At 69.9% G+C, this 22,173-nt stretch carries 24 protein-coding genes; 4 read left to right on the top strand and 20 right to left on the bottom strand.

From position 1 onward, the window contains the following. Positions 1-70: 70 nt before the first annotated feature. Positions 71-1,651, bottom strand: coding sequence for a Rieske 2Fe-2S domain-containing protein (locus GA0070619_RS03160; RefSeq protein WP_088946663.1), 1,581 nt, complete (start codon positions 1,649-1,651; stop codon positions 71-73). Between the two features lie 199 nt (positions 1,652-1,850). Between GA0070619_RS03160 and GA0070619_RS03155 the strand changes: the two genes are divergently transcribed. Beyond that, positions 1,851-2,072, top strand: coding sequence for a DUF2631 domain-containing protein (locus GA0070619_RS03155; protein ID WP_088946662.1), 222 nt, complete (start codon positions 1,851-1,853; stop codon positions 2,070-2,072). An 85-nt stretch (positions 2,073-2,157) separates the two neighbouring features. Here GA0070619_RS03155 and GA0070619_RS03150 read toward each other — a convergent pair whose 3' ends face one another. From GA0070619_RS03150 to GA0070619_RS03115, 8 genes are all read right to left on the bottom strand, one after another. Then, positions 2,158-3,321: a DivIVA domain-containing protein gene (locus GA0070619_RS03150; RefSeq protein WP_088946661.1), complete on the bottom strand. Its 1,164-nt coding sequence runs from the start codon at positions 3,319-3,321 to the stop codon at positions 2,158-2,160. Between the two features lie 31 nt (positions 3,322-3,352). After that, the gene (gene rlmN, locus GA0070619_RS03145) at positions 3,353-4,510 is read right to left on the bottom strand and encodes a dual-specificity RNA methyltransferase RlmN (protein ID WP_088946660.1); all 1,158 of its coding nucleotides are present in this window, start codon (positions 4,508-4,510) and stop codon (positions 3,353-3,355) included. 103 nt (positions 4,511-4,613) lie between these two features. Continuing rightward, entirely contained in the window at positions 4,614-5,900 is a 1,287-nt protein-coding gene (locus GA0070619_RS03140; protein WP_088946659.1) for a phosphatidate cytidylyltransferase, read from the bottom strand. Between the two features lie 392 nt (positions 5,901-6,292). Then, on the bottom strand, positions 6,293-6,850 hold the full coding sequence (gene frr, locus GA0070619_RS03135) for a ribosome recycling factor (RefSeq protein WP_088946658.1): 558 nt from the start codon (positions 6,848-6,850) through the stop codon (positions 6,293-6,295). An 83-nt stretch (positions 6,851-6,933) separates the two neighbouring features. Next, positions 6,934-7,701, bottom strand: coding sequence for a UMP kinase (gene pyrH / locus GA0070619_RS03130; RefSeq protein WP_088946657.1), 768 nt, complete (start codon positions 7,699-7,701; stop codon positions 6,934-6,936). A 161-nt stretch (positions 7,702-7,862) separates the two neighbouring features. Then, the gene (tsf, locus tag GA0070619_RS03125; RefSeq protein ID WP_088946656.1) at positions 7,863-8,690 is read right to left on the bottom strand and encodes a translation elongation factor Ts; all 828 of its coding nucleotides are present in this window, start codon (positions 8,688-8,690) and stop codon (positions 7,863-7,865) included. A 133-nt stretch (positions 8,691-8,823) separates the two neighbouring features. After that, positions 8,824-9,738 carry a 30S ribosomal protein S2 gene (gene rpsB, locus GA0070619_RS03120; RefSeq protein WP_088946655.1) on the bottom strand — a complete coding sequence of 305 codons (915 nt, stop codon included), beginning with the start codon at positions 9,736-9,738 and terminating at the stop codon, positions 8,824-8,826. Positions 9,739-10,129: 391 nt separating this feature from the next. Beyond that, the gene (locus tag GA0070619_RS03115; protein WP_231927247.1) at positions 10,130-11,200 is read right to left on the bottom strand and encodes a hypothetical protein; all 1,071 of its coding nucleotides are present in this window, start codon (positions 11,198-11,200) and stop codon (positions 10,130-10,132) included. Between the two features lie 196 nt (positions 11,201-11,396). On the opposite strand from GA0070619_RS03115, the gene GA0070619_RS03110 reads away from it, so the two are divergent. Continuing rightward, positions 11,397-11,756, top strand: a complete 360-nt coding sequence (locus GA0070619_RS03110; protein ID WP_088946654.1) for a YraN family protein — start codon at positions 11,397-11,399, stop codon at positions 11,754-11,756. A gap of 32 nt (positions 11,757-11,788) precedes the next feature. Next, positions 11,789-13,261, top strand: a complete 1,473-nt coding sequence (locus tag GA0070619_RS03105; RefSeq protein ID WP_088946653.1) for a YifB family Mg chelatase-like AAA ATPase — start codon at positions 11,789-11,791, stop codon at positions 13,259-13,261. Here GA0070619_RS03105 and GA0070619_RS03100 read toward each other — a convergent pair. Further along, positions 13,246-13,461, bottom strand: coding sequence for a winged helix-turn-helix domain-containing protein (locus GA0070619_RS03100; protein ID WP_157743889.1), 216 nt, complete (start codon positions 13,459-13,461; stop codon positions 13,246-13,248). The two genes, GA0070619_RS03105 and GA0070619_RS03100, sit on opposite strands and share 16 nt — an antisense overlap. 287 nt (positions 13,462-13,748) lie before the next feature. Beyond that, the gene (locus GA0070619_RS03095; protein ID WP_088946651.1) at positions 13,749-14,093 is read right to left on the bottom strand and encodes a hypothetical protein; all 345 of its coding nucleotides are present in this window, start codon (positions 14,091-14,093) and stop codon (positions 13,749-13,751) included. 25 nt (positions 14,094-14,118) lie between these two features. Here GA0070619_RS03095 and GA0070619_RS03090 point away from each other — a divergent pair, with 25 nt between their 5' ends. After that, positions 14,119-14,334 (top strand): hypothetical protein, encoded by a 216-nt coding sequence (locus GA0070619_RS03090; protein ID WP_088946650.1) that lies wholly within the window; start codon positions 14,119-14,121, stop codon positions 14,332-14,334. Between the two features lie 66 nt (positions 14,335-14,400). On the opposite strand, the gene GA0070619_RS03085 is transcribed toward GA0070619_RS03090, so the two are convergent. The 9 genes from GA0070619_RS03085 to GA0070619_RS03045 all read right to left on the bottom strand — a co-directional run bounded on the left by GA0070619_RS03085 (position 14,401) and on the right by GA0070619_RS03045 (position 22,173). Beyond that, on the bottom strand, positions 14,401-14,892 hold the full coding sequence (locus GA0070619_RS03085; RefSeq protein ID WP_157743888.1) for a hypothetical protein: 492 nt from the start codon (positions 14,890-14,892) through the stop codon (positions 14,401-14,403). A gap of 18 nt (positions 14,893-14,910) precedes the next feature. After that, entirely contained in the window at positions 14,911-17,052 is a 2,142-nt protein-coding gene (locus GA0070619_RS03080; protein ID WP_157743887.1) for a hypothetical protein, read from the bottom strand. Next, complete coding sequence (locus tag GA0070619_RS03075; protein ID WP_088946647.1) at positions 17,049-18,428, bottom strand: phage tail family protein; 1,380 nt, start codon at positions 18,426-18,428, stop codon at positions 17,049-17,051. The genes GA0070619_RS03080 and GA0070619_RS03075 overlap by 4 nt, the downstream gene beginning before the upstream one ends. After that, on the bottom strand, positions 18,428-18,841 hold the full coding sequence (locus GA0070619_RS03070) for an HK97 gp10 family phage protein (RefSeq protein ID WP_088946646.1): 414 nt from the start codon (positions 18,839-18,841) through the stop codon (positions 18,428-18,430). Before GA0070619_RS03070 ends, GA0070619_RS03075 begins: the two co-directional genes overlap by 1 nt. Positions 18,842-18,986: 145 nt before the next feature. After that, positions 18,987-19,313 carry a hypothetical protein gene (locus tag GA0070619_RS03065; RefSeq protein ID WP_088946645.1) on the bottom strand — a complete coding sequence of 109 codons (327 nt, stop codon included), beginning with the start codon at positions 19,311-19,313 and terminating at the stop codon, positions 18,987-18,989. Positions 19,314-19,333: 20 nt separating this feature from the next. Further along, positions 19,334-19,741 (bottom strand): hypothetical protein, encoded by a 408-nt coding sequence (locus GA0070619_RS03060; RefSeq protein ID WP_088946644.1) that lies wholly within the window; start codon positions 19,739-19,741, stop codon positions 19,334-19,336. 14 nt (positions 19,742-19,755) lie between these two features. Continuing rightward, positions 19,756-20,163, bottom strand: coding sequence for a hypothetical protein (locus tag GA0070619_RS03055; RefSeq protein ID WP_088951519.1), 408 nt, complete (start codon positions 20,161-20,163; stop codon positions 19,756-19,758). Next, positions 20,163-20,735, bottom strand: a complete 573-nt coding sequence (locus GA0070619_RS03050; protein ID WP_088946643.1) for a hypothetical protein — start codon at positions 20,733-20,735, stop codon at positions 20,163-20,165. The genes GA0070619_RS03055 and GA0070619_RS03050 overlap by 1 nt, the downstream gene beginning before the upstream one ends. A gap of 142 nt (positions 20,736-20,877) precedes the next feature. Then, a complete protein-coding gene (locus tag GA0070619_RS03045) occupies positions 20,878-22,173 on the bottom strand; it encodes a phage major capsid protein (RefSeq protein WP_088946642.1) in 1,296 nt (431 codons plus the stop codon).

Genomic DNA, 22,173 nt, shown 5'->3' with positions numbered 1-22,173 from the left:
GCGTGATCATGAAGTTATTGCCTGCCGTGGCGGCGTGTCGGGGCAATAACTTCATGATCAACGAGGCGGGTCAGATCACCGCTTCGCCGGCGGGGGCCGGGGTTTCCGCGTCCACCCGGTGGGCTCTCACCTTGTGGCCGACGCTCGTGAGGCAACGGCCGCTGGGCAGGTCGAAGCGCCAGCCGTGCAGCTGGCAGGTGAGCTGGTCACCGTCGACGATGCCGAACCGGGTCAGGTCCGCCTTCAGGTGCGGGCAACGCCGCTGCACCACCCAGTCGCCCAGGGTGATGTCCTCGGCGTCGGTGCTGCGCTCGTGCTCGTCGTACCAGCCCTCGGCGTACTGGAGACGCTCCTCGGAGAGGCACTTGAAGAACGCGTAGACGAACTCGTTGTACTGGCCGATCCGGGCCGCCGAGAAGCGGCAGGACAGGAAGAGCGAGTTGACCCAGTCCACCTCGTCGATGAAGAGCAGGTGCTCGATCAGCGACCGCTCGGTACGGAACCGGTAGCGGACCTTCTCGTCGGCGTACGGCCGGACCTCCTTGCCCGGGAAGTCCACCACGATCGACTCGACGCTCTCGCCGTCGTAGCCGACCAGGTCGAAGCGGACCGGGCCACCCACGCCCTTGGCGAGGTAGATCGACTCGTCCAGCAGCGGCTCGATGCGGCGCTTCATCTCGCCGAGGACGTCCACCTCGGGGTGCCGCCAGGATGCCTTCTCGGCCTCGATGACCGGGCGCTTACGCTCCCGCATCTCCTCCAGGTGGGCGACTTTGTTCGCGAAGAACTCCTCCACCGGCACCGGGTGGGTGGTGCTCGCGCCCTCGGTGGTGACCTCGGCGACGCTGCCCGGCAGCAGCACGATGCCGTTGGTGCCGCCGACCTTGGCGTACTCCGCCAGGAAGACGGACTGGTCGGGGAAGATGTTGCCCTCGTCGCCGTGGATGTCGTTGAACTGCCACAACTCGTCGTCGAGGAAGCACGGCGGGCCGGCGATCGGGAAGACGTGGTCGGCCTTCAGGTCGTCGATGTAGCGCCACGTCCGGTCGAACTGCCGGTCACGCTTCTGCTTGCCGAACGCGGTCTTCGCCGCCTGCGGCAGCTCGTAGACCATCGGGTACCAGATCGCGCCGGAGAACTGGAGCAGATGCGCGTGCACGTGCCCCAACTCGGCGAAGACGCTCAGGTCGGTGGGGCGGGCGTCGTTCTGGTTGAGCAGCCGCACCCCGTCGTGCTCGACCCAGAGCGACGAGTCGCCGATCGGTCCGTCGGTCGGGCTGGTCAGCGCCTGGATCATGATCTTGAGGCCGCCGGGCAGCTCCACGACCTGCTCGTTGGGTGCCCTCAGGAACTTGGTGAAGCCCAGCGCCCGGAACTCGTCCTCCATCTCCGAGGTGGGGAACTCGGGGAGCAGGACCGTGGCGTCCTTGGAGATGAAGTCCCGCAGATGCTTGGCGTCGAAGTGGTCCCGGTGCAGGTGGGACACGTACAGGTAGTCGACCTGGCCCAGCGTCTCCCAGTCGAGCAGGGAATTGTCCGGGAACGGGAACCACGAGGCGAAATAGGCCGGGTTGACCCACGGGTCGCACAGAATGCTGCCCGCGGCCGTGTCGATCCGCATGCTGGCGTGCCCGGTTCCGGTCACTCGCACCGCACAGTCCCCCTCAAACAGACAATCAGGTGTACGCCAAACGCTACCGGAGGGAGTCTGACCACCGCCCCGCGACGCCGGTAGTGCCGTTCGGCCCCGGGTGGGCAGGGCCTGACGGCCGGGAAACCCCCACCCCGCCGCGCCGAGCAGGAGGCGTGCCAGACTAACCAAAGATCCGATCGCGAGGGAAGGACCGACAGTGGCAGGAAGCGAGCCGGTAACGTCGCCAGACCAGCACAAGCCCGGGCACCGCAAGGCCGGGCAGATCGGCGCCGTGCTGTCCGCACTGGCGCTGCTGGCGATGATCTGCGGCAACCACGAGGGCAGGGTCGAGGACCTCTGGCTGATCGGCCTGGCCGCGCTGCTGCTGATCATCGTGATCGGCGACATCGTGCTTCGGCGCAACGGTCTGCGCTCCTGACCCGACCGACCGCCGGACGACCGGCCGACGACGCCGAGGGCCCGCCCCCACCCGGGGGACGGGCCCTCGTCCGTACGCGTCGGGGTCAGCGCCCGAAGAGAATGTCCTGCACGTCCTTGAGCGCGGCGTCGACCTCAGCCTCGAAGTAGCCGCCGGGCACCAGCCCGAACCGGAGCGTGTCCAGGTCCTTCGGGTCGACCGGCATCGGGTTGCGGCGCTGCATGCCGCCGAGCAGGGTCTCGAAGAACCGGTCCACCTGGTCCGGGTCGTAACCGCTGCCGAACCGGCGTACCTGGAAGCTGCGGCGGATCTGGTCGACCCGGTACAGATCGCTGCCGGGCGGGCCGGCCATCGGCGGACCACCCATCGGCGGGCCGCCCATCGGGGGGCCGGCCACGGCGGGCGGGCCGGCCATCGGCGCGCCACCGATGCCCTGCTGAGGCAGCTGCGGCGGACCGGCCGGGCCCCGGCGCATGTCGCGCAGGTCCCGCTCCGGCATCCGGATCTCGGCGGTCATGTCGGCCCGACCGTGTCGCCCGGCCTCGAAGCCGTCGAAGCGCGGCTCCTCCGGCGGCGGATAACCGCCGGGCGAACGCTGATCGTCGGGGCCGTACCCACCGCGCTGATCATCCGGGCCGTAGCCGCCGGGCCCACGTTGGTCGTCCTGGCCGTAACCCGAGGGGCCGGCGGGGAGGCCGCGCGGCGGAACGCCGTGGCCACCCATCGGACCGGGGCCCATCGGGCCGCCGGGGCCCATCGGGCCAGGACCGGCCGGGCCGCGCGGCGCGTCGTAACCGCCCCGGGGGGCGTCGTACCCACCGGCGAAGGCACCGGTCGGCTCGTCGTAGCGGCCGTAGCGGTCGGGCGGGCCGGCCTGCGCGGGCATCGGACGGGGCGGCATCGGCTGCGGAACCATGCCCCGCTCATCGCGCATCGGCGGCCCCATCCGGTCCGGTGGGCCCATCCGGTCACCCATTCGGGGGTCGCCACCGCGCCCGGCGCTGTTGCGCTCCTCCAGCTCGGCCAGCTGCCGCTCCACCCGGTCCAGGTGCAGGTCGACCTGCCACTCGTCGTAGCCGTTGAACCGGACCCGGAAGACGACGTCGTGGACCTCCTGGGAGGCCACCGGCGCGCCGACCTGTCGGCCGTCGAGTGTCGCCTCGACCCGGTCGAGGAAGGCATCCACCTCGTCGACCTTGTATCCCCGGCGGAGCGCCTTGCGCCGGAAACGCTGACCCTGACTCGCCACTATGTCTCCTGGTCTCGTTCGCCACGCCCGGTCACGCCGGTGCCTCTCCGGCGCGGTCGGTGTTGGTGTCGTTGTCCTCGGCGGCGGCGAGCTGACCACACGCGCCGTCGATCTCGCGACCTCGGGTGTCCCGTACGGTGGTGGACACCCCGGCATCGCGCAACCGCCGGACGAACTCCCGCTCCACCGGCTTCGGGCTCGCGTCCCAGCGGCTGCCCGGCGTCGGATTGAGTGGAATGAGGTTCACGTGGGTCAACTTGCCGGCCAGCAGCCGCCCGAGGAGGTCGGCTCGCCACGGCTGGTCGTTCACGTCCTTGATCATCGCGTACTCGATCGACACGCGACGGCCCGTCCGGGCGGCGTAGTCCCACGCTGCGTCCAGCACCTCGGCTACCTTCCAGCGCTGGTTCACCGGCACGAGTTCGTCGCGCAGATCATCATCGGGCGCGTGCAACGACAGCGCAAGGGTCACTGAGAGGTCTTCGCTGGCCAGTCGGCGGATGGCCGGAACCAGGCCGACCGTGGAAACGGTGATGTGCCGCTGGGACAGGCCGAGCCCCTCCGGAGCAGGGCTGACCAGGCGACGGATCGCACCGATCACCCGGTTGTAGTTGGCCAACGGCTCGCCCATGCCCATGAACACGACACGCGACAGCCGCGGCGGGGAGCCGACCACCGCACCGGAGGCCGCCACGCCGGCCATGTACACGGCCTGGTCGACGATCTCGGCGGTGGACAGGTTGCGGGTAAGCCCGGCCTGGCCGGTCGCGCAGAACGGGCAGGCCATCCCGCAGCCCGCCTGGCTGGAGATGCAGACGGTCACCCGGTCCGGATAGCCCATCAACACGCTCTCCACCAGAGCGCCGTCGTGCAGCCGCCAGAGCGCCTTACGGGTCGCGCCGTCGTCACACGCCAGCTCGCGCACCGGGGTGAGCAGGGTGGGCATGAGCTGCTCGGACAGCCGCTCCCGGGTCGCCGCGGGCAGATCGGTCATGGCCTGCGGGTCGCGGACCAGCCGCCCGAAGTAGTGATTCGAGACCTGCTTGGCGCGGAACGCGGGCTCACCCAACTCGGTGACCAGCGCCTGGCGGCCGGCCAGGTCCAGGTCGGCGAGGTGCTTCGGCGGCATGGAGGCTCGGCGCGCGGCGGTGGCGTCCGAGATGGCGGGGATCAACGGCAGGCTCGTCATGGCTGGTCTAGTGTGTCACGCCGTCGGCGGCAGGTGCCGGTGCGGAGGTGTCGAACGGGCGGCGACCGCCGCAGCCAGATGACCGGAACGCCGTGATCATGCCTCAGTTCACCACCGGCACGAAGACGGCCAGCAGCAGGTAGGCCGTCGGCACCGCGAACAGGATCGAGTCCAGCCGGTCCATCAGACCGCCATGGCCGGGCAGCAGGTTGCTCATGTCCTTCACGCCGAGATCCCGCTTGATCATCGACTCGGCCAGGTCTCCGAGGACCGCCGCGCAGGAGACGGCCACCCCGAACACCGCACCCCACCAGGGGGCCACCTCGAACATCAGCCACAACAGCAGCGCACTGCCCAGGGCCGCCGCCGTGACCGAGCCGGCGAAGCCCTCCCAGGACTTCTTCGGGCTGATCGACGGGGCCATCGGGTGTCGCCCGAAGGAGACGCCGGCCGCGTACCCACCGGTGTCGGAGAGGACCACCGCAATCAGCGTGGCCAGGATGCGCAACGGGCCGTCGTCGGGGGCCGCCGCGAGCAACGCCGCGAACCCGGCGAGGAACGGCACGTAGACCGCGATCAGAGTGGCGGCGGTGAGATCCCGTTGGAAGCCGGCCGGCCCGTCACCCAGCCGCCAGATCATGGTGCCCAGCACGGTGACCAACAGCCCCAGACTGAGCGCGTCCGGGCCGGCGAACCAGGCCAGGCCCACGGTCAGCACGCCACCGGCGATCAACGGCACCAACGGCGGGTGCGCTCCGCTGCGTCGGACCGCCCGGGCCATCTCCCACATGCCGACGGCGACGGCACCGGCGAGCACCAGCAGGAACGCCAACGGGTAGACCACCAGCGGCACCACGATCAACGCGCCGAGGCCGAGCCCCACGCCGATCGCCGCCGGGAGGTTACGGCCGGCACGCCCGGTGCCCAACTGCTGGGTGGCCGGTCGATCGACACTGGCCCGGCGTCGGCCCTTCGTCCGCCGACCGGACGGCGGCTCCGGCTCGATCACCGGCCCCGGGTCCGGTGCGATCTCGGCCCCGATGGGCGCGAGCTGCGCGGTCGGGTAACCGGCGTCGTCGTCGTAGCGGACCGGTCCGTCGAACGGTTGCGGGCCGTCGTAACGGTCGGGCTGGTTCCGGTCGTCCTCGCGAGGGTCGCGGTCGTCGAAACGGTCCCGGTCGTCCGGGCGGACGGTCCGGCCACGCTCGTCGTACGGGTTCGGGTCCGCGTACGGCCGGGTGTGCGGGTCGGCGTACAGCTCAGGGCCAGCCGTGGGACGGCGGCTCCACTGGCCGGCCTCCAGGTCCTGCTCGGGCCACGGCAGTGCCACCGGGCGCTCGGCGCGGTCCCAGCCGCGAGGCTCGCTGCCGTAGGGGTCGGGGTGGGACATCACGCACCGCGACGAGGCGCGAGAACCACCACATGACGCAAGACCACAAGCATCCCCTACACGCGCGATGTTCCTCCGATTGACCGCCCCGACGGTCGGTCGATTCCCGGTGTTCACCGCCCGGTGGCCGGGAATCCTGCCGAGCCTACTGCACCCGCCGGATCGGCACGGCGGACGAGGCACGGCGATCGACATCGCCAGTGGCCGGCGGCCCGTCGCCGAGCGATACCCACCCATCCGGTACGCAGACCGCAGTCATGATCCGACTCGTCTCCCGCACGATCCGGGAAGAGCCTCAGGACCGTCTGGCTTCCCCGCTCACGTACGACACGAGGCCCGGCCCCGGTGGGGGTCGGGCCTCGGCGCATCTCACCCGAGCGACGGGCGGACGGTCACACCTCGAGCAGTTCGGTTTCCTTGTGCTTGACCAGGTCGTCGATGCTGGCGACGTAGCGCTGGGTCAGGTCGTCGAGTTCCTTCTCGGCGCGGCGACCGTCGTCCTCGCCGGCCTCACCGTCCTTGACGATCCGGTCCAGCTCTTCCTTGCCACGGCGGCGGACGTTGCGGATCGCCACCTTGGCCTCCTCGCCCTTGTGCCGGGCCACCTTGATCATGTCGCGGCGGCGCTCCTCGGTCATCTGCGGGAGCAGGATGCGCAACTGGTTGCCCTCGTTGTTCGGGTTCACCCCGAGGTCCGAGTCGCGGATCGCCTTCTCCATCGCATTGATCTGCGAGTTGTCGTACGGCTTGATGATGGCCATCCGCGGCTCGGGCACCGCGATGGACGCCATCTGGGTCAGTGGCGTGGGCGTGCCGTAGTAGTCGATGATGACCTTGGAGAACATGGCGGCGTTGGCGCGACCGGTACGGATGGCGCCGAACTCCTCCTTGGCGTGCTCAACCGCACGCTCCATCTTTTCCTCGGCCTCGAGGAGGGTGTCGTCGATCACCGGTCTCCTCGCCTCCTTCTGTGCTCGTGGTGGGCTCTGCTGAAAGTCGTCAGGACCGCCGCTGCCGTCGCCGCCGGCGGGGCTCAGGCGGTGATCAGGGTGCCGATCTTGTCGCCACCCACAGCGCGGATGATGGTGTCGTCACCCTGCGCGCCGAAGACCAGCATCGGCAGGCCGTTCTCCATGCAGAGGCTGAACGCCGCCGCGTCGGCCACCCGCAGGTTGCGGCGCAGCGCCTCGGAGAAGGTGATCGAGTCGAGCTTGCTGGCGGTGGGGTCGATCCGCGGGTCGGCGGTGTAGACGCCGTCCACGCCGTTCTTGCTCATCAGCACCACGTCGGCCCGGATCTCCAGAGCCCGCTGGGCGGCCACCGTGTCGGTGGAGAAGTACGGCATCCCGGCGCCGGCGCCGAAGATGACCACACGGCCCTTCTCCAGGTGCCGGATCGCCCGCAGGGGGATGTACGGCTCGGCGACCTGAGCCATCGTGATGGCGCTCTGCACCCGCGTCTCGATGCCTTCCTTCTCCAGGAAGTCCTGCAACGCGAGGCAGTTCATCACGGTGCCGAGCATGCCCATGTAGTCGGCGCGGGCCCGGTCCATCCCGCGCTTTTGCAGCTCCGCGCCGCGGAAGAAGTTGCCGCCGCCTACCACCACGGAGACCTGCACGCCGCGACGGACCACGGTGGCGATCTGCCGGGCGATGGCCTGGACGACGTCCGGGTCGACGCCGATCGCGCCGCCGCCGAACACCTCACCGGAGAGCTTCAGCACCACCCGGCGGGCCCGTCCCGGCGGCGGTGCCGTCGGATCGTCCACCGCCAGCGTCCGGTCACTCACAACCTGCGTCATCCGCCCCGCCCTTCCCCACGCGCACGCCCCGTGCGGCGCGTACCGCGAACCTGCCGCTGCCGACCCTATGTGACAAGGAGGCCGCGGTGCCTGTCACGTACACCGGCGGCCTCCTCGTCGACGTCTTCTGCCCACGGGCGCCCACGGCGCCCGGTGACGGCTCAGGCCTGGCCGACCTCGAACCGCACGAAGCGGGTGACCTCGATGCCAGCCTCGGCCAGCAACTGCTTCACCGACTTCTTGTTGTCAGCGACGGACGACTGCTCGATCAGGACGTAGTCCTTGAAGAACGAGTTCACCCGACCCTCGATGATCTTCGGCAGGGCCGCCTCGGGCTTGTTCTCCTCGCGGGCGGTCTGCTCGGCGATGCGCCGCTCGGACTCGACGACCTCAGCCGGAACCTCGTCCCGGGTCAGGTACTTCGGCCGCATCGCGGCGATCTGCATGGCCACACCACGGGCGTCGGCGTCGCCAGCCTCGTCGGTCTTACCGGTGTACGACACCAGCACACCAACGGCCGGCGGCAGGTCCTGGGCCTTGCGGTGCAGGTAGACGGCGGTGGTGCCCTCGACCCGGGCGAACCGGTTGAGCACCAGCTTCTCGCCGATCTTGGCCGACTGCTCCTGGATCAGGTCCGCGACGACCTTGCCGTCGAGCTCGGTGGCGAGCAGCTCCTCGGCGGTGTTCACGCCGGCGCGCTCGCCGTGCTCGACCAGCTGCTGGGCCAGCGCGATGAACGACTCGGTCTTGGCGACGAAGTCGGTCTCGCAGTTGAGCTCGAGCAGCGCCTTGCCGGAGTGGGCGACCAGGCCGTTGGCGGCCGTACGACCGGCCCGCTTGCCGACGTCCTTGGCGCCCTTGACGCGCAGGATCTCGATGGCCTTGTCGAAGTCGCCCTCGGCCTCGGTCAGCGCCTTCTTGCTGTCCATCATGCCGGCGCCGGTGAGGTCGCGGAGCTTCTTGACGTCCGCGGCGGTGATTTGGGACATGGCTCTCTCTTCGGTGTTGAGACGGCGTGTGGATGGTCAGAGGTGACGGTTACCCGGATCCGGGCGGATCGTGCCCGGCGTACCGTCGCTGCCCGCCGTTCGCGAAAACGGACGGCGGGCAGCGACGGTGCGATCACTCCGCGGTGGCTGCCGCCGGCTGCTCGGTGGCGGCCTGCGCCGGCTGCTCCGGGGTGGCGGCGGGCTGCTCGGCGGCAGCAGCGGCGGGCTGCTCGGCCGGGGCGGCCGGGGCGGCCGACTCGTCGGCCTTCTTCGGCTCCAGCAGCTCGCGCTCCCACTCGGTCAGCGGCTCGTCGCTCGCGACACCCTCGGGCTTCTCGTCGTTGCCCCGGCGACGGCCGGAACGTGCGATCAGACCATCCGCGACGGCAGCGGCGACGACCTTGGTCAGCAGCTCCGCCGAGCGGATCGCGTCGTCGTTGCCCGGGATCGGGAAGTCGACCTCGTCCGGGTCACAGTTGGTGTCCAGCACCGCGATCACCGGGATGCCCAGCTTGCGGGCCTCGTCGACGGCGATGTGCTCCTTCTTGGTGTCGACGATCCAGACCGCGGCGGGAAGCTTCTGCATGTCCCGCAGACCACCGAGGGTGCGGGTCAGCTTGATCTTCTCGCGGGAGAGCTGCAGGGTCTCCTTCTTGGTGTAACCGGCGGCGGTGCCGCTGAGGTCACCCAGGCCCTCCAGCTCCTTCATCCGCTGGAGCCGCTTGTACACCGTCTGGAAGTTGGTCAGCATGCCACCGAGCCAGCGGTGGTTGACGTACGGCTGGCCGACCCGGGTCGCCTGCTCGGCAATCGCCTCCTGGGCCTGCTTCTTGGTGCCGACGAACAGGATGCTGCCACCCTCGGCGACGGTCCCACGCACGAACTCGTACGCCTTCTCGATGTACTCGAGGGTCTGGCGCAGGTCGATGATGTAGATGCCGTTGCGCTCGGTCATGATGAAGCGCTTCATCTTCGGGTTCCAGCGCCGGGTCTGGTGCCCGAAGTGGACACCGCTCTCCAGCAGCTGGCGCATGGTCACGACGGCCATGGTTGGGGTACTCCTCAAGATCCCTGGTTGTCACGCCCGGCCGGTGGCCGGGCGTCCTGGCGCCTGGTCGCCGACCCATGGTGGACCCGATCAAGATCGGGACCAGGGAGGCCGTCGCTCCACGACGATTCGTGAAGAGGGCGCGCGAGGTCGACCGCACGAGGCGGTCGCCAGTTGGCCAGTGTACGCCCCTCGCCCGTTCAGCCGCCCCGGGGTGCGAAGTGCGCGGGATGCGCGGCGGGCGCACGGCGGGGCGGCGCGTTCGGCGATGATCGACTCGGTTTCCTGGAAACCGCGGCTTCGCGCCCATCCGGACACCGCGACTTCCTGAAAGCCGAGTCGATCAAGACGCGGCAGGCAGCGCCACGCACAGCTGGCGGCGCTCGACGGGTCAGCCGACAGCGAGCGCGGCCGCGAGGAAGAGCACCAGCCCGACCGTCAGGTAGGCCGTGGGCGGGCGGAGCCACCCCCGACCACCGTCGGAGAGCGCCAGACCGCCGGTCCGGAGCCCGTAGAGCCCGGTCGCGAAGATCGGCAGCCCGGCGACCAGGGCGATACCCACCACCACGTTCCCGGCGTCCACCGGGTCGCCGGTCACGCCCGCCAGCAGCACCCGCAGCGCGGGGACTTCGAAGATCAACACCAGCAGAGCGAAGAGTACGGCCAGCACCGGCCGGCGGGTCCGGTAGACGCCGTCAGCCACCGGGGGGTACGTCGACGGCTCCGTCGCGGGCAGGTCCGGGCGGGGACCGATCCCCGGCATCGGGCCGGTCGGCATCTCCAGCGGGTGTGGCGTGTCACCGCCCCGGCTCGGCTCGATGATCGGGTAGCCAGCCAGCGGGGCGGGACGCACCTGGTCGGCGAGCGCGGCAGCGGACGTGTCGGACGCCGGCAGGGCGTCCCTGGTGGCCTCCGGCAGGCCGGTGGTCAGCGGTGAACCAAGCCCGGTCGACTCGCGGGCGGCCCGTCGACCGGGCAGCTCACCGGAGACCTCCGACGGGTCCCGGTCAGCCCTCCGCGAGCGGGTCGCCCGGTAACCGTCCGCTTCCGATCGTGCATCGCTCAACGGGTCAACCGCACCGAACCGTCCCGATTCGGGCTCACTCGCGCCGAACCGAGCAGGCGGGGCTTCCACGGCACCGAAGCGGCCCGAGTCCGGTTCGGGGGCGCCGAACCGGCCCGCGTCCACAGCGCTCAGCCGACCCGAGTCCGACTCAGGCGTACCGAAGCGGCCGCTCGCATCGACGGCGCCGAAGCGACCGGAGTCCGGCTCCCGGCGGCGACCGACGCCGGTGTCCTCGACGGAGCGGCTCTCGTCGGGGCCGCGCTGCTCGGGAACCTCAGTGTCCCGGTACCGCGATTCGCCCGTGCCGCGCCACTCCGACTCGCCGTAACCGCGACCCCGCTCATCGGGGTACCAGCGCGACTCCTGATCTTCCGGAAAGCTCCGTCGTCCGTCCACGTCAGGCACCGTATGCGACCGGCAGCCCGCGCGCCATCCGGCCCCAGCTCAGCGACACCGCAGGCACAACCTGTCCAGGATGTCGCCGTAGCACATCCGGGCATGATCGTCCGGTTGTCCACAGGACACCCGTCGTCCACAGCTGGGCCGTCACCGGGGTCGCGAAACGCGCACTCTGGCGGGCACCGTGCCGGCCATGACGAATCGGAACCAGGCGGTCGGCGCGTACGGCGAGCGGTGTGCCGCCCGGCACCTGACCGAGGCAGGGCTGCGCCCGATCGCCCGAAACTGGCGTTGCGCGGCCGGGGAGATCGACATCATCGCGTGGGACGGGCCGGTGCTCGCCTTCTGCGAGGTGAAGACCCGCCGGGGCGACGACTTCGGCACCCCGGCCGAGGCGGTCGTTCCGGCCAAGGCCCGCCGGCTGCGCGGGCTCGCCGCCCGTTGGCTGACCGAGACCGGCACGACCGCCGAGGAGGTGCGTTTCGACGTGCTGTCGGTGCGGCTGCCCGACGCCGGCCCGGCGCAGGTCGACCACCTCAAGGGCGCGTTCTGACATGCGCGCTCCCAAGGATCGGTGACGGCGCCATGAGCTACGCCAAGGTGCTCTGTGTGGGCTTGGTCGGGGTGACCGGTCACCTGGTCGAGGTGGAGGCCGACCTGTCCGCCGGCCTGCCGGCGGTGGTGATATCCGGGTTACCGGACACCGCCCTGTACGAGGCCCGCGACCGCGTTCGCGCCGCCGTGGTCAACTCCGGCCAGCGCTGGCCCAACCGGCGGATCACCCTCAACCTGCTGCCCGCCACGCTGCCGAAGTTCGGCTCGGCCTTCGATCTCGCCATCGCCGCGGCGCTACTCGGCGGCTCGGGCGAACTGCCACTGCTTCCGCTGGAGGGGGTCGTGGTCCTCGGCGAGTTGGGGCTCGACGGGACGGTCCGACCGGTGCGCGGGGTGCTCCCGATGGTCGCCGCCGCGGCCCAGGCCGGCGTCGGGCGGGTGATCGTGCCGGTTGGCAACGCCGCCGAGGCCGCGGTCATCCCGGGAGTACGGGTGCGAGCGGTGGACAACCTGCACCGGCTGGTCGCCTTCGTTCGCGACGGCACTCCGCTGATCGAGCCTCCGACGGCCGTCCCGGCACAGCTGGACGACGGACCGGATCTCGCCGATGTCGCCGGGCAGCAGCTGGGCCGACGCGCGTTGGAGGTCGCCGCCGCCGGCGGGCACCACGTGGCCCTGCTCGGCCCTCCGGGTGCCGGCAAGACGATGCTGGCCGAACGGCTGCCGTCGATCCTGCCCGAGCTGGACGACGACGCGGCGCTGGAGGTCACGGCGCTGCACTCGATTGCCGGGCTGCTGCCGCCGGGCGGCCGGTTGCTGCGTCGCCCGCCGTTCCAGGCGCCGCACCACACCGCGACCGTGCCGTCGCTGGTCGGTGGAGGCTCGGGGCTGGCCCGGCCCGGCGCGGTGTCGCTGGCACACCGCGGGGTGCTGTTCCTGGACGAGGCCCCCGAGTTCAGCAAGGGCGCGTTGGAGGCCCTGCGCCAACCACTGGAAAACGGTCGCATCCAGCTGAGTCGCAGCGGGGGCGGCACCGTGTACCCGGCCCGGACCCAACTGGTGCTTGCCGCCAATCCGTGCCCGTGTGCGAAGCCGTCCGGCGACGCGCACTGCGAGTGCACAGCGCTGGTCCGCCGCCGCTACCTGGGCCGGCTCTCCGGGCCGCTGCTCGACCGGATCGACGTACAGGTTCGGCTGATGCCGGTGCGGGCGGCGGAGTTGCTGGCACCCGAGGGCGACACCGAGCCGTCGGCGACGGTCGCCGCCCGGGTGGCAACGGCCCGGCAGGCGGCGGCCACCCGCTGGGCCGGTCTCGGCCGGCGCGTGAACGCCGAGGTGGACGGCCCGCACCTGCGCCGACCGCCGTGGCGGCTGCCCGCCCGGGTCACCGCCGAACTGCGGGGCCGGCTCGACTCCGGCTCGCTGTCGGCGCGCGGCTTCGACCGGGTCATTCGGATCGCCTGGATAGGGGAATGGCGTAACTCCGGTCAGTCGGAGACGTAGTAACCGCTGCCGGGGATGGACTCCACCTCGCCGGACGCCTTCAATCGCTCCATCGCCATCCGCACGGTGATCCGCGAGACGCCGTACTGGTCGATCATCTCGGTGCCACTGGGCAGCTTGTCGCCAGGGCCGAACTCGCCCTTGGCGATGCGGTCCCTGATCGCGGACATGAGCTTGTCGGTCTTGGTCTGGGCAGGCATGACTGGCTCCTTGGCAGGACTCGCCGAGTTGACCATGCCCTTACCTCCTCCGTCAATCATCACCTGTAATACCCGGCGATCCACCCTTGACCGGGTATACCCGGGCATGACAGATTCGGCGCTGGGCACCTTGGCAGGAGGCCCACCCGGACCGGCCCCCGCCCCCCGTTGGGGGTCGGTCCCCTAATCCCCTGCGGGGGGCGGTGAGCGGGGCTCCCGGCCCTCGCGGGGGTAACGGACGGAGGCCAACCGTGCTGACCACGAACCTCAACCAGCGGCCGTACCGCTCAGTTCGTGAAGCGGGAGGTAACCACTCCGGCCAGCACGGAGGCCGGGATGCCGAGCCCCGCCAGCAGCAGCGACCAGCGGTTGCTCCCCGAGGTCTTCTGCGCCTCCTCGCGCTCGCGCACCTCTTGGTGAAGGTCAGCCTCCAAGCGCCGGACGCGCTCCGTATCGGCCGCCCGGTCCGCCGCGTAGACCGCCGCCGGCACGAAGGCTAGGCGCTCCATCTTGTCGCCAAGCGACTGGAAGCCAGCCCGCATCTCGGTGCCCAGCCCTCGCACCTCTTCGTCCGTCCGGTCCAGCCGCCGTGTGACCTCCCCCAGGTTCACATCCATCGACTCCTCGCCCATCTCTTCCTCCCCCGAAGGGCACGCAATGAGTACGTACCCCGATCACCAGCCCCGGACTCTGACCAGCGTTCCCTTCTATGTGGAGCAGGCGTCCTACTGCATCACCTGGCATGAGCGGGACACCTGCTCCTCCTGTCCCGATGAAGGCCCCTGCCCGAAGCTGGACGAGGCCGCCGAACTCCTGGCTGAGTACCGGGCACGTCGCGCCGCCCGGTACCAGATCCGGGGCAACGAGAGCTGACGCCCAGCAATAGCCCTCGCCGCCGGACATGTCAGGGCTCCTGCGGTCACCCCATTACGCGGGTCATCAGTTCACCTCCACGCCGCAGCCGGCGTACTCGGAAGCGAACCCGCACGGGCGGACCACCACATACCGAGGGGAGGCCGCGTTAGCGAACACGTTCACCGTGCCCGACGACGCCACAATCGTCAGCGCCACGGCAGCGGTCAGATCCGTCGTCGCCGACCGCAGCAGCACAATCGACCCGTTCGCCATGGCGCTCGTGCCCGCGCTGGTGCTCTCGCACCGCACCCGCCCGAACTCACCCCAGTCAGTGCCTGCAACGTTCGTCTTCCGCACCCGGAACAGCGCCTGAGCGGCGGCGGTGCCGTACACGAGCCCTCGGATCTGCACCTCATACGCCCACCCGGCCTTGAACGTCACGCTGGGCACGGTCAACGACAGCGTTTCGGTGGTGCCGACACCGGTTTGCGATGCGGTCGACCGGACGCTGTACGAGGTGGGTCGGTTCAGCCGGGAGGGGGTCAGCCGCATCCCCGACGCGATCGGTACTGGCATCGTCACAACATGGTCCTCTCATAGTGGTGCGATCGCCGGCTGCCATACGTCCACCTCAGTGCCGGCCGGCCACGCCCTCTGCACACCGTTGAGGCCCCGGGCGGTGATCGTGGCCGTCTGAGGGCTACTGCCACCGCTGATGGCCGACAGGCGAATCCGTTCCTCGCCCACCCGCACATCCAGCGGGAAGTCGGTCGGGTCGGTGGTCCAGGGTCCGTTCCAGACGGTGGACGCCAGCCCCAGGGACATCCCCGTGGAGGTCAGCGCAGCGGACAGCGTTGACCCATCAGCCGCCGCGCGCTGGAGCCCATCCGCCGTGGCGACATCCCACGGCGACGCGGGCACCCCGTTGAAGGTGATCCGCCAGGTGAACTCGCTGATCGTCTCGGTGTAGCCGAGCACCAGGGTTCGCGCGTCCCCGGTCGCCCACGACGGCAGCCCGGTCACCTCGATCACGTCACCGCTGTCGACGCCGAGCAGCGCGGAGGTCCCCGCGAGGTCGTTCCGCCACGCGGGCGCGGCCAGCTCTACCGACAGCGCCGGGTAGCGGGGCTGGTCCACGGTCCCGAGGTGGACTCGCCACGCTGCCTGGTCAGCCAGAGCAGCGTCGTTCGCCAGGTTCAGCTCGACGCTGCTCTGGTACACGCCCACCCCGGCCGGTGGCGGCAAGGCGGCCAGCCTGCCGGTGGTTTCCACCACCCGGGCCGAGCTGCCCGAGGTGCGCTTCACCGTGACGTCGTTGCGCACCGCATCGGCATCATCGACCGGCTCGAACGGCGGTGCCAGCTTGCCAACATAGGCGATGGGCACGGGCGTCTGGTTGTAGAGGCTCACGCGCGGGCGGTACTTGAGGCCGAGCGCGTCGCGCCGCTCGTGCAGGTAGCCGCCGTCCACGGCAACGCACTGTTCGAGCAACTCGGCGAACGTCCCCACCGGCTGCCAGCCCATCCGCTGCACGGCGTCGGCCGCCACCGACGACATGGTCAGCGAGATACCTTCCTCACCGCACAGCCGGGCCAGCCGGTCGGTGGCGGCCTCGTTGTCCCAGGCTGCGGTCGCGCCAGGACGGATGGAGTCGTAGTAGGCGGCGCGCGGGGCGAACAGCGTCAGGTGTCCGAGCGAAGGAGCCCAACCGCTGCTGTCCAGCATGAAGTTCGGCAGCACCAGGTCCGGCACCGGGGCGAGGAAACCGGACCAGGGGCCGGTGGCGACGACCACTCCATCGACCCACAGGTAATGAAAGCTGGTCCCGCCGTCCTGCTCGACGTCGAGCCGGATGTGATGCAGGTACCCGTCCCATCCAGGGTGCGGGCCGACCAGTTCCACGCCGATGACCGAGGCGTCGGTGCTGCCGCCGACGAGCGTGACGGTGCCGGCCGGGTCAAACATGAACGCCCAGTCCCAGCCGGCACTCGACCGCAGGGTCATCGGCAACGAGAAGTTGCCGCCCGGGTTGGAGCCCGCGTCGAACCGGATGGCGAACTCGAACGTCCAGCTCGTCGCGGTGCTGGCCGGGATGGACGCGGACAGCCGACCCCCGGTCTGCAAGCCGACCAGTGAGGCGGCCCCCTGACTGCCCTCGACGCCCCAGACGATCTGCCCGTCGAAATCGCCGACACCGATGTGACTCGTCTCGGACCGGCGGCCCAGCTCAACGATCGGCGGGCCGCCCGGCACCCCGGATGCCGCCCGGTCAACCGACCGACCGTCCTCCAGCGGCCACCACGCGATCGGCCGGTCGTCGGCGTCCTCGATCGCTCGCCGGAGCGCCGACTTACTCGGCCACTGGCCCTGCCCGAGTCGGCGCAGGACTCCAGCGGCCTCGACGTCTACGTACCGGTCCTTGCCGTTGAGGCTCCAACCGGGCGGCCACGCCACCACCTCGCCGTAGAACCGGCCGGTCAACGGGGGCCGTCCGGCGCTCACGCGCAGCAGTGTGTTCCGGCCGAGCAGCCCGTAGTACGCGCCAGCCGGGTCGCGCGGCGAGTAGTTGCCGGAGATGTTGTCCAGGCGGAACGTGCAGCGCCCCGGGTCGGCCTGATTGCCCTCGCTGGTGCGACCCCGAGTGATGGTGACGCTGCCGCGAACGTCTGCGGTGATGTCGACCCAACCGAGCGACCCCAGGAACAGCTCCACCTTGAAGCTATATGCCTTACTCATGCTCCACCGCCGAGCACGAGCTGGACGTTGCCGCCGCGCGTCTTCACGGCCTTGCGCAGCACCTCAAGCAGCAGGTCGTCCAGCCGGGAGCCAGCGGAGTCGATGACCACCACCGCGCCGCCGCCCGAGCCGGTCACGGGCGTGACTCGCTCTCCGGCCTGGAGCACGGCCATCACTTCGGAGCCGGGAGTGCCGGGGACGATGCCGCCGGAGTGGAACTTGGGCAGGTCCGGGACCGAGATGCTGTTGCCGCCGATGCCGGGAATCCAGCCCGGGACGCTCCACGACAGGCTGCCGATCGTGTAGTTCCAGGCGTCCGACACCTTGTTGAAGGCGGCCCTGAACGGGGCGAAGATGAAGTCGGTGACCTTGGAGAATGCCTTCTTGAGCTTGTCGGGCATGTCCTTCATGTAGTCGATCAGGTCCCCGGCCTTGTCCGTGATCGAGTTGAAGGCACCCTTGATCCACTTGTCCCACAGGGTGTCCTTGATCCACGAGCCCACAGCGGACGCGGCATCCTTGATGCCACCCCATGCCGCGTTCCAGAGGTCCTGGAACCACGTGGTCTGCGTGGCGATGAGCACGATCACGGCGATCAGCGCGACGATCGCCAGGATGATCCACGTCGTCGGGCTGGCCAACTGCGCGATGTTCCACGCCCACTGAGCAGCAGTGACCAGGGCGACGACACCGACCAGCCCCGTGAGGATCGGGGCGATCATGTTGATCTTGTCGGCCCACTCCTGCAACTCGGGCGGGTTGGCCTCCTTGGTCGCCTCGTTCAGGTCCAACTGGGCGTTCTTGAGGTCGATCGTTGACTGGTTCGCGTCGGCGTTGGCCTGGTCAACGTCAAGGTTTGCCTGCTTGAGGTCCTGCTGCGCCTGCTTGAGGTCAAGGGCCGCCTGCCTGGCCTCCTCGCTGCCGGCCCCGTGCTCCTTGACCGCTGCGTTGTACTCCTTCTGCGCCGCAGCCTGGTCAAGCACGGCCTGCTCGGCGTCGATCTGGGCCTGGCCGATGTCAAGGGTCGCCTGCTTGCCATCGATCATGGCCTGGTTGGCGTCCTCCTGAGCCTGGGCCATGTCGTTCAGCGCCCGCTCAAGCCGCTGAGTCTTGTTGAACCCGGCGGCCTGGATGTCTGCGAACGCCTGCAACGTGCCAGCGGCGTCGCCGATCGCAGTCGACGCGCCGTCCACGGCCGCGCCCAGGCTCCCGACCTTGCTGGTGAACTCGTCGCTGCCGCCCGCTGCCTTGCGGAGGTCGTCGTTGGCGTCCGTCGCGGCCTTGCCGACCCCGGCGGTCGCCTGCTCGGCCTGCTTCGCCGCCTTCGCCAGCTTCGTGGCGTCGCCCGCGAACTCCAGGTTCACTGAGTTGGCCATCAGTCCACGTCCAGCCCAGAGTTGCGCGCAACCTGCGTCAGAGAGGTGAGCAACGTCCGCTCGATCTCCGGGCGGTGCTTGGCCAGCGTCGGGAAGAGGTAGCGGCCCTCACGGATGAACGGACGCCCCGCCGGACGCCCCGCACGGCGTCCCTGTCCGCCGAAATCCAGCCAGGGGTAGTACGGGGCGTGCCGGCCGCCTACGGACACCCGAGCGGACGTCCTGGTGGACTTCGCCTTGAGCGACTTCGCGGCAGCCCCGGTGACCCGAGGGATCAGCGGCACCGTCCGCGACACCAGCAACTCGGCCGCCTCGTTGAGGGCGATGCGCAACTGCTTCGGCGCGTTGGAGTCGAGCTTGCGCAGGCCACGGTTGAACTCCGCCAGGCCCTCGACGCTGATCTTGGCTTCCACTGCTCACCTCCCCGCCATCTGCTCACGCTGGGCCTTCCGGCCGTAGTAGACCGTCCAGCCGACGTACTCCTCACCGGAAACCCGGTGCCGCATCTCCGCGACCGTCATGCCCAGCTTCTCGGCCAGGAAGAAGTCGAACTCCAGGTCAGGACTCTTCTCGAAGGCTTTTGTACGCCTCCTTGGACGCGCCCCGGCTCACACCGGACAGCTCGTTGACCTTCGCCACCACCGGGGCGATCTGGCCGGCAGGCGAGGTCTTCTGCCACGCCTCCACGTCCTTCTCGGTCATCTCCGGGTCGGTCATGGCGAAGGACAGCATCTTGCGCTCCATCAGCGCCACGTCGTCGCCGCCGACCTTGCCGGCCAGCAGCAGCTCGAACCGGGAGAGGCCGCGTACGTGGACCTCTCCGACCCCCTCGACCTCGACGGTGCCGCTGGGCAGCGTCTGCGCGGTCAGCTTGGTCTTGTCCATCTGGATCGTCTCCTGGTTGATCAGGCGGGCTGCGCGGCCGAGTTGATCTCGTCGCTGAACTGGAGGTCGCACGACCACGTCACCATGTCGGCGACCGGGTTCGTCTCGGTGTACTTGGTCACCAGGACGTCCACGACGTCCTGCGGCTTGCCCGTGCCCGCGCCCTCTGGCTGACGGATCAGCTCCACGACGGTGCCCACCAGCGGGTTGATGACGGCGCGCGGGCCGGTGCTGGCGGTGCTGTCGTAGATGCCCGAGATGGTGCCGCTGCCGTTGAGCAGGCCACCGTTGAAGACGTGCGCCTTCTTGCCGTACGTGGTGACGTCGTGCGAGTCGGCGGTCTTCTCCAACTGGCTCGTGGTCGTGAACGCTGACAGGTCATCCCCGCCCAGCGAGATGAACGTGTTCTTGCCGTGAACGAAGGCCATCAGGCCAGTCCTCTCTACGCGCTGCCCTGGCCCCAGACGTTCAGGTTGAACATCCCGGCCATGTAGTCGGTGCCCCCGAGGGACACCACGTCGAAGTCGGCGCTCTCGACCCGGAGGTCATCGAAAGCGGTGTAGGTGCCGGACTCCAGGACGGCTTTCACCGAGCTGGAGCCGGAGCCGTTGGCGTACGCGGCGAGCTTGTCGGGGGTGTTCCGGTCGGTCGGTCGGCCGATCAGCACGACGACCGGAAGCGCCATGCGGTCCATCCCACGGCCGTACGTCTCGTCGTAGGTGATGCTCTCCGGGTAGCTGACGATGGCGGCTGGCGCTGTCGCCGTTCCGGGCGGGTAGTCGTACACCCGCAGGTTCGGGATGGTGCGCAGCCGCTCGGCCACCTCGGTCATCACCGCTCGTACGTCCATCAGGCGGCCCACCACTGCCGGACGTACTTGCCCAGCGACACGGCAACGTCAGGGTCGACCCGGGCCAGCAGCCGCAGCTCCGAGCCCATGGTCGGCGACCCGGCGATGCCGAACGGCGAGTCGCGCCGGGCCAGGAACCGCGACCCCTGGAGCTTGGTCGCCAGCTTGACCGCTGCCGGCACGGCGTCCCAGCCCCAGAGCCCCGTGAGCTGATACGCACCGGCCCCCGGGAGCGTGATCTCCGTGTAGGGCTTCCCCTTGGCCACCGCGTTCACCGGCCGCAGCTCGTAGCCCGTCACCTCGTTGGCGTTCGCGTCCACCACCGTCAGGCTGTCGGCAACCATGAGGTCATCGATCGCGGCGACGTAGGCCCGCTGGTAACGGTCCCAGGTCGCGGTGTACTGCCGGGTCTGCGCCGTAGCCACCTGGCCGAACTGGCGGTGGCAGTGCGTGTCCACCGCTCGGGAAGCGGCGGTCACGGCGTCGGCAACGTCAGCGTCGTCCAGATCGTCGTCAACGCGTACGTACGCCTTCAACTCGTCTGCCGTGATGTAGTCCGGTGCCCACGCCATGACCGCCCACCTCCTGTCTACTGCTCGGTCTTGCGGGTGGCCTTGGCCTTGCGCAGCTCGGCGCGCAGCCTGATGACCTCGGCCTCAAGGTCGGCGACCCGCTCGGCCGCCTTCCGGTTCTGGCTCAGCTTCGCCATGACGATCAGACGCTCGCGTCGAAGATGACCTGCCGGACGCCGTTGATGTCCAGGTTGGCCAGGGCGATGTCGCCGTAGATGCCGATGGTCACGTGCGAGAGCTGCGGGATCTTGGCGGTCTGGACGGTGGCACCGAAGTTCCAGTCCAGGCGCTCCGGAGCCGACGCCCAGCCCCGGACCTTGGTCGGGTCGAACAGCCACGAGTTGACCGCCGTCGCGCCCGGCGTGCCCAGCGCGTACGCCGGGACGGCCCGGGTGCCCGCGACGTCGATGTACGAGTACAGCGACTGCGTGGTGCCGTTGGCGTTCTGCGGGTTGATCTGCGGGTACAGCGGACGGCCGGCGTCGTCCTTCACGCGCGCCAGCACCCGGTAGAGCTGCTGGTGGACGGCGAAGGCCCGGAAGCGGTTGCCACCACGGGCGAACTGGAGGTCGGAGATCGCCGCCTCCAGGTCGGCGACGGTCTGCTGGTCGTCGTCGTTGTCCGGGGTGGTGGCCGGCGTGGGGGTCAGGGTGATGTCCGCCGCTGCGGTGAGAGTGTTCAGGAAGGTCGCCACTGCGGCTTCCCGGTCCTCGAAGTACTCCCGCAGCATCTGGTCCCAGATGATGCCGGACAGCTCCGGCGAGCCACCCCGGCGCGCGGCCTGACGGGTGATCTCGACCTTGCCCCACACCTGCGTCGGCGTGATGGTCTGGTCCGTGACGGTCATCGCGCCCGGCTCGGGCTCGGTGCCCTCGGTGGCCGGACCGACCAGGCCGGACGAGCTGTTGTACTTCGGCACGTCGAACGAGCGGCCGTCAGTGGGGCCGCTGTTGATCATGTCCCAGAGCGGAGTCGCGTAGTCCATCTGCGGCTGCCACAGGTCGCCCCGGTAGGTGTTCGGGTTGAGGCTCGCGGTGTCGGCCCGGTCGACGTCGTTGGTCGGCGAGAACGCGGCCGAGATCAGCGCGTTGACCCGCTTCTCGGCCTCGGCGGTGCCCGCGCCGTTGACCACGGCGAAGAGGTCGGTCGAGAAGTCGTAGCCGTTGGACCCGACGTTGAAGATGGTGCGGCCCGGCTCGACCCGGCGGACGTTGTACGGCAGCGCCTCGCGGGTCACGACAGCGGCACTCGGCCGGACGGCCGGACGCACGCTGTTGTAGGCCGCGTTGCGGGCGCGGACGGCCTGGTCGCGCTGCGCGTCTTGCAGCTCGGTTTCCAGGGCCTCGTAGTTGGTGACCTCGTCATCGGTGAGGCTGCGGTCAGCGGCCCCGTCGATGAGCGCGGTCATCGCGGCGGTGATCTCCTCGATGGTGCGCAT

Origin of the sequence: Micromonospora zamorensis (assembly GCF_900090275.1) — a bacterium.
In the GTDB taxonomy this organism is placed as follows: domain Bacteria; phylum Actinomycetota; class Actinomycetes; order Mycobacteriales; family Micromonosporaceae; genus Micromonospora; species Micromonospora zamorensis.
This window is presented reverse-complemented; position numbering and strand designations above follow the sequence as displayed.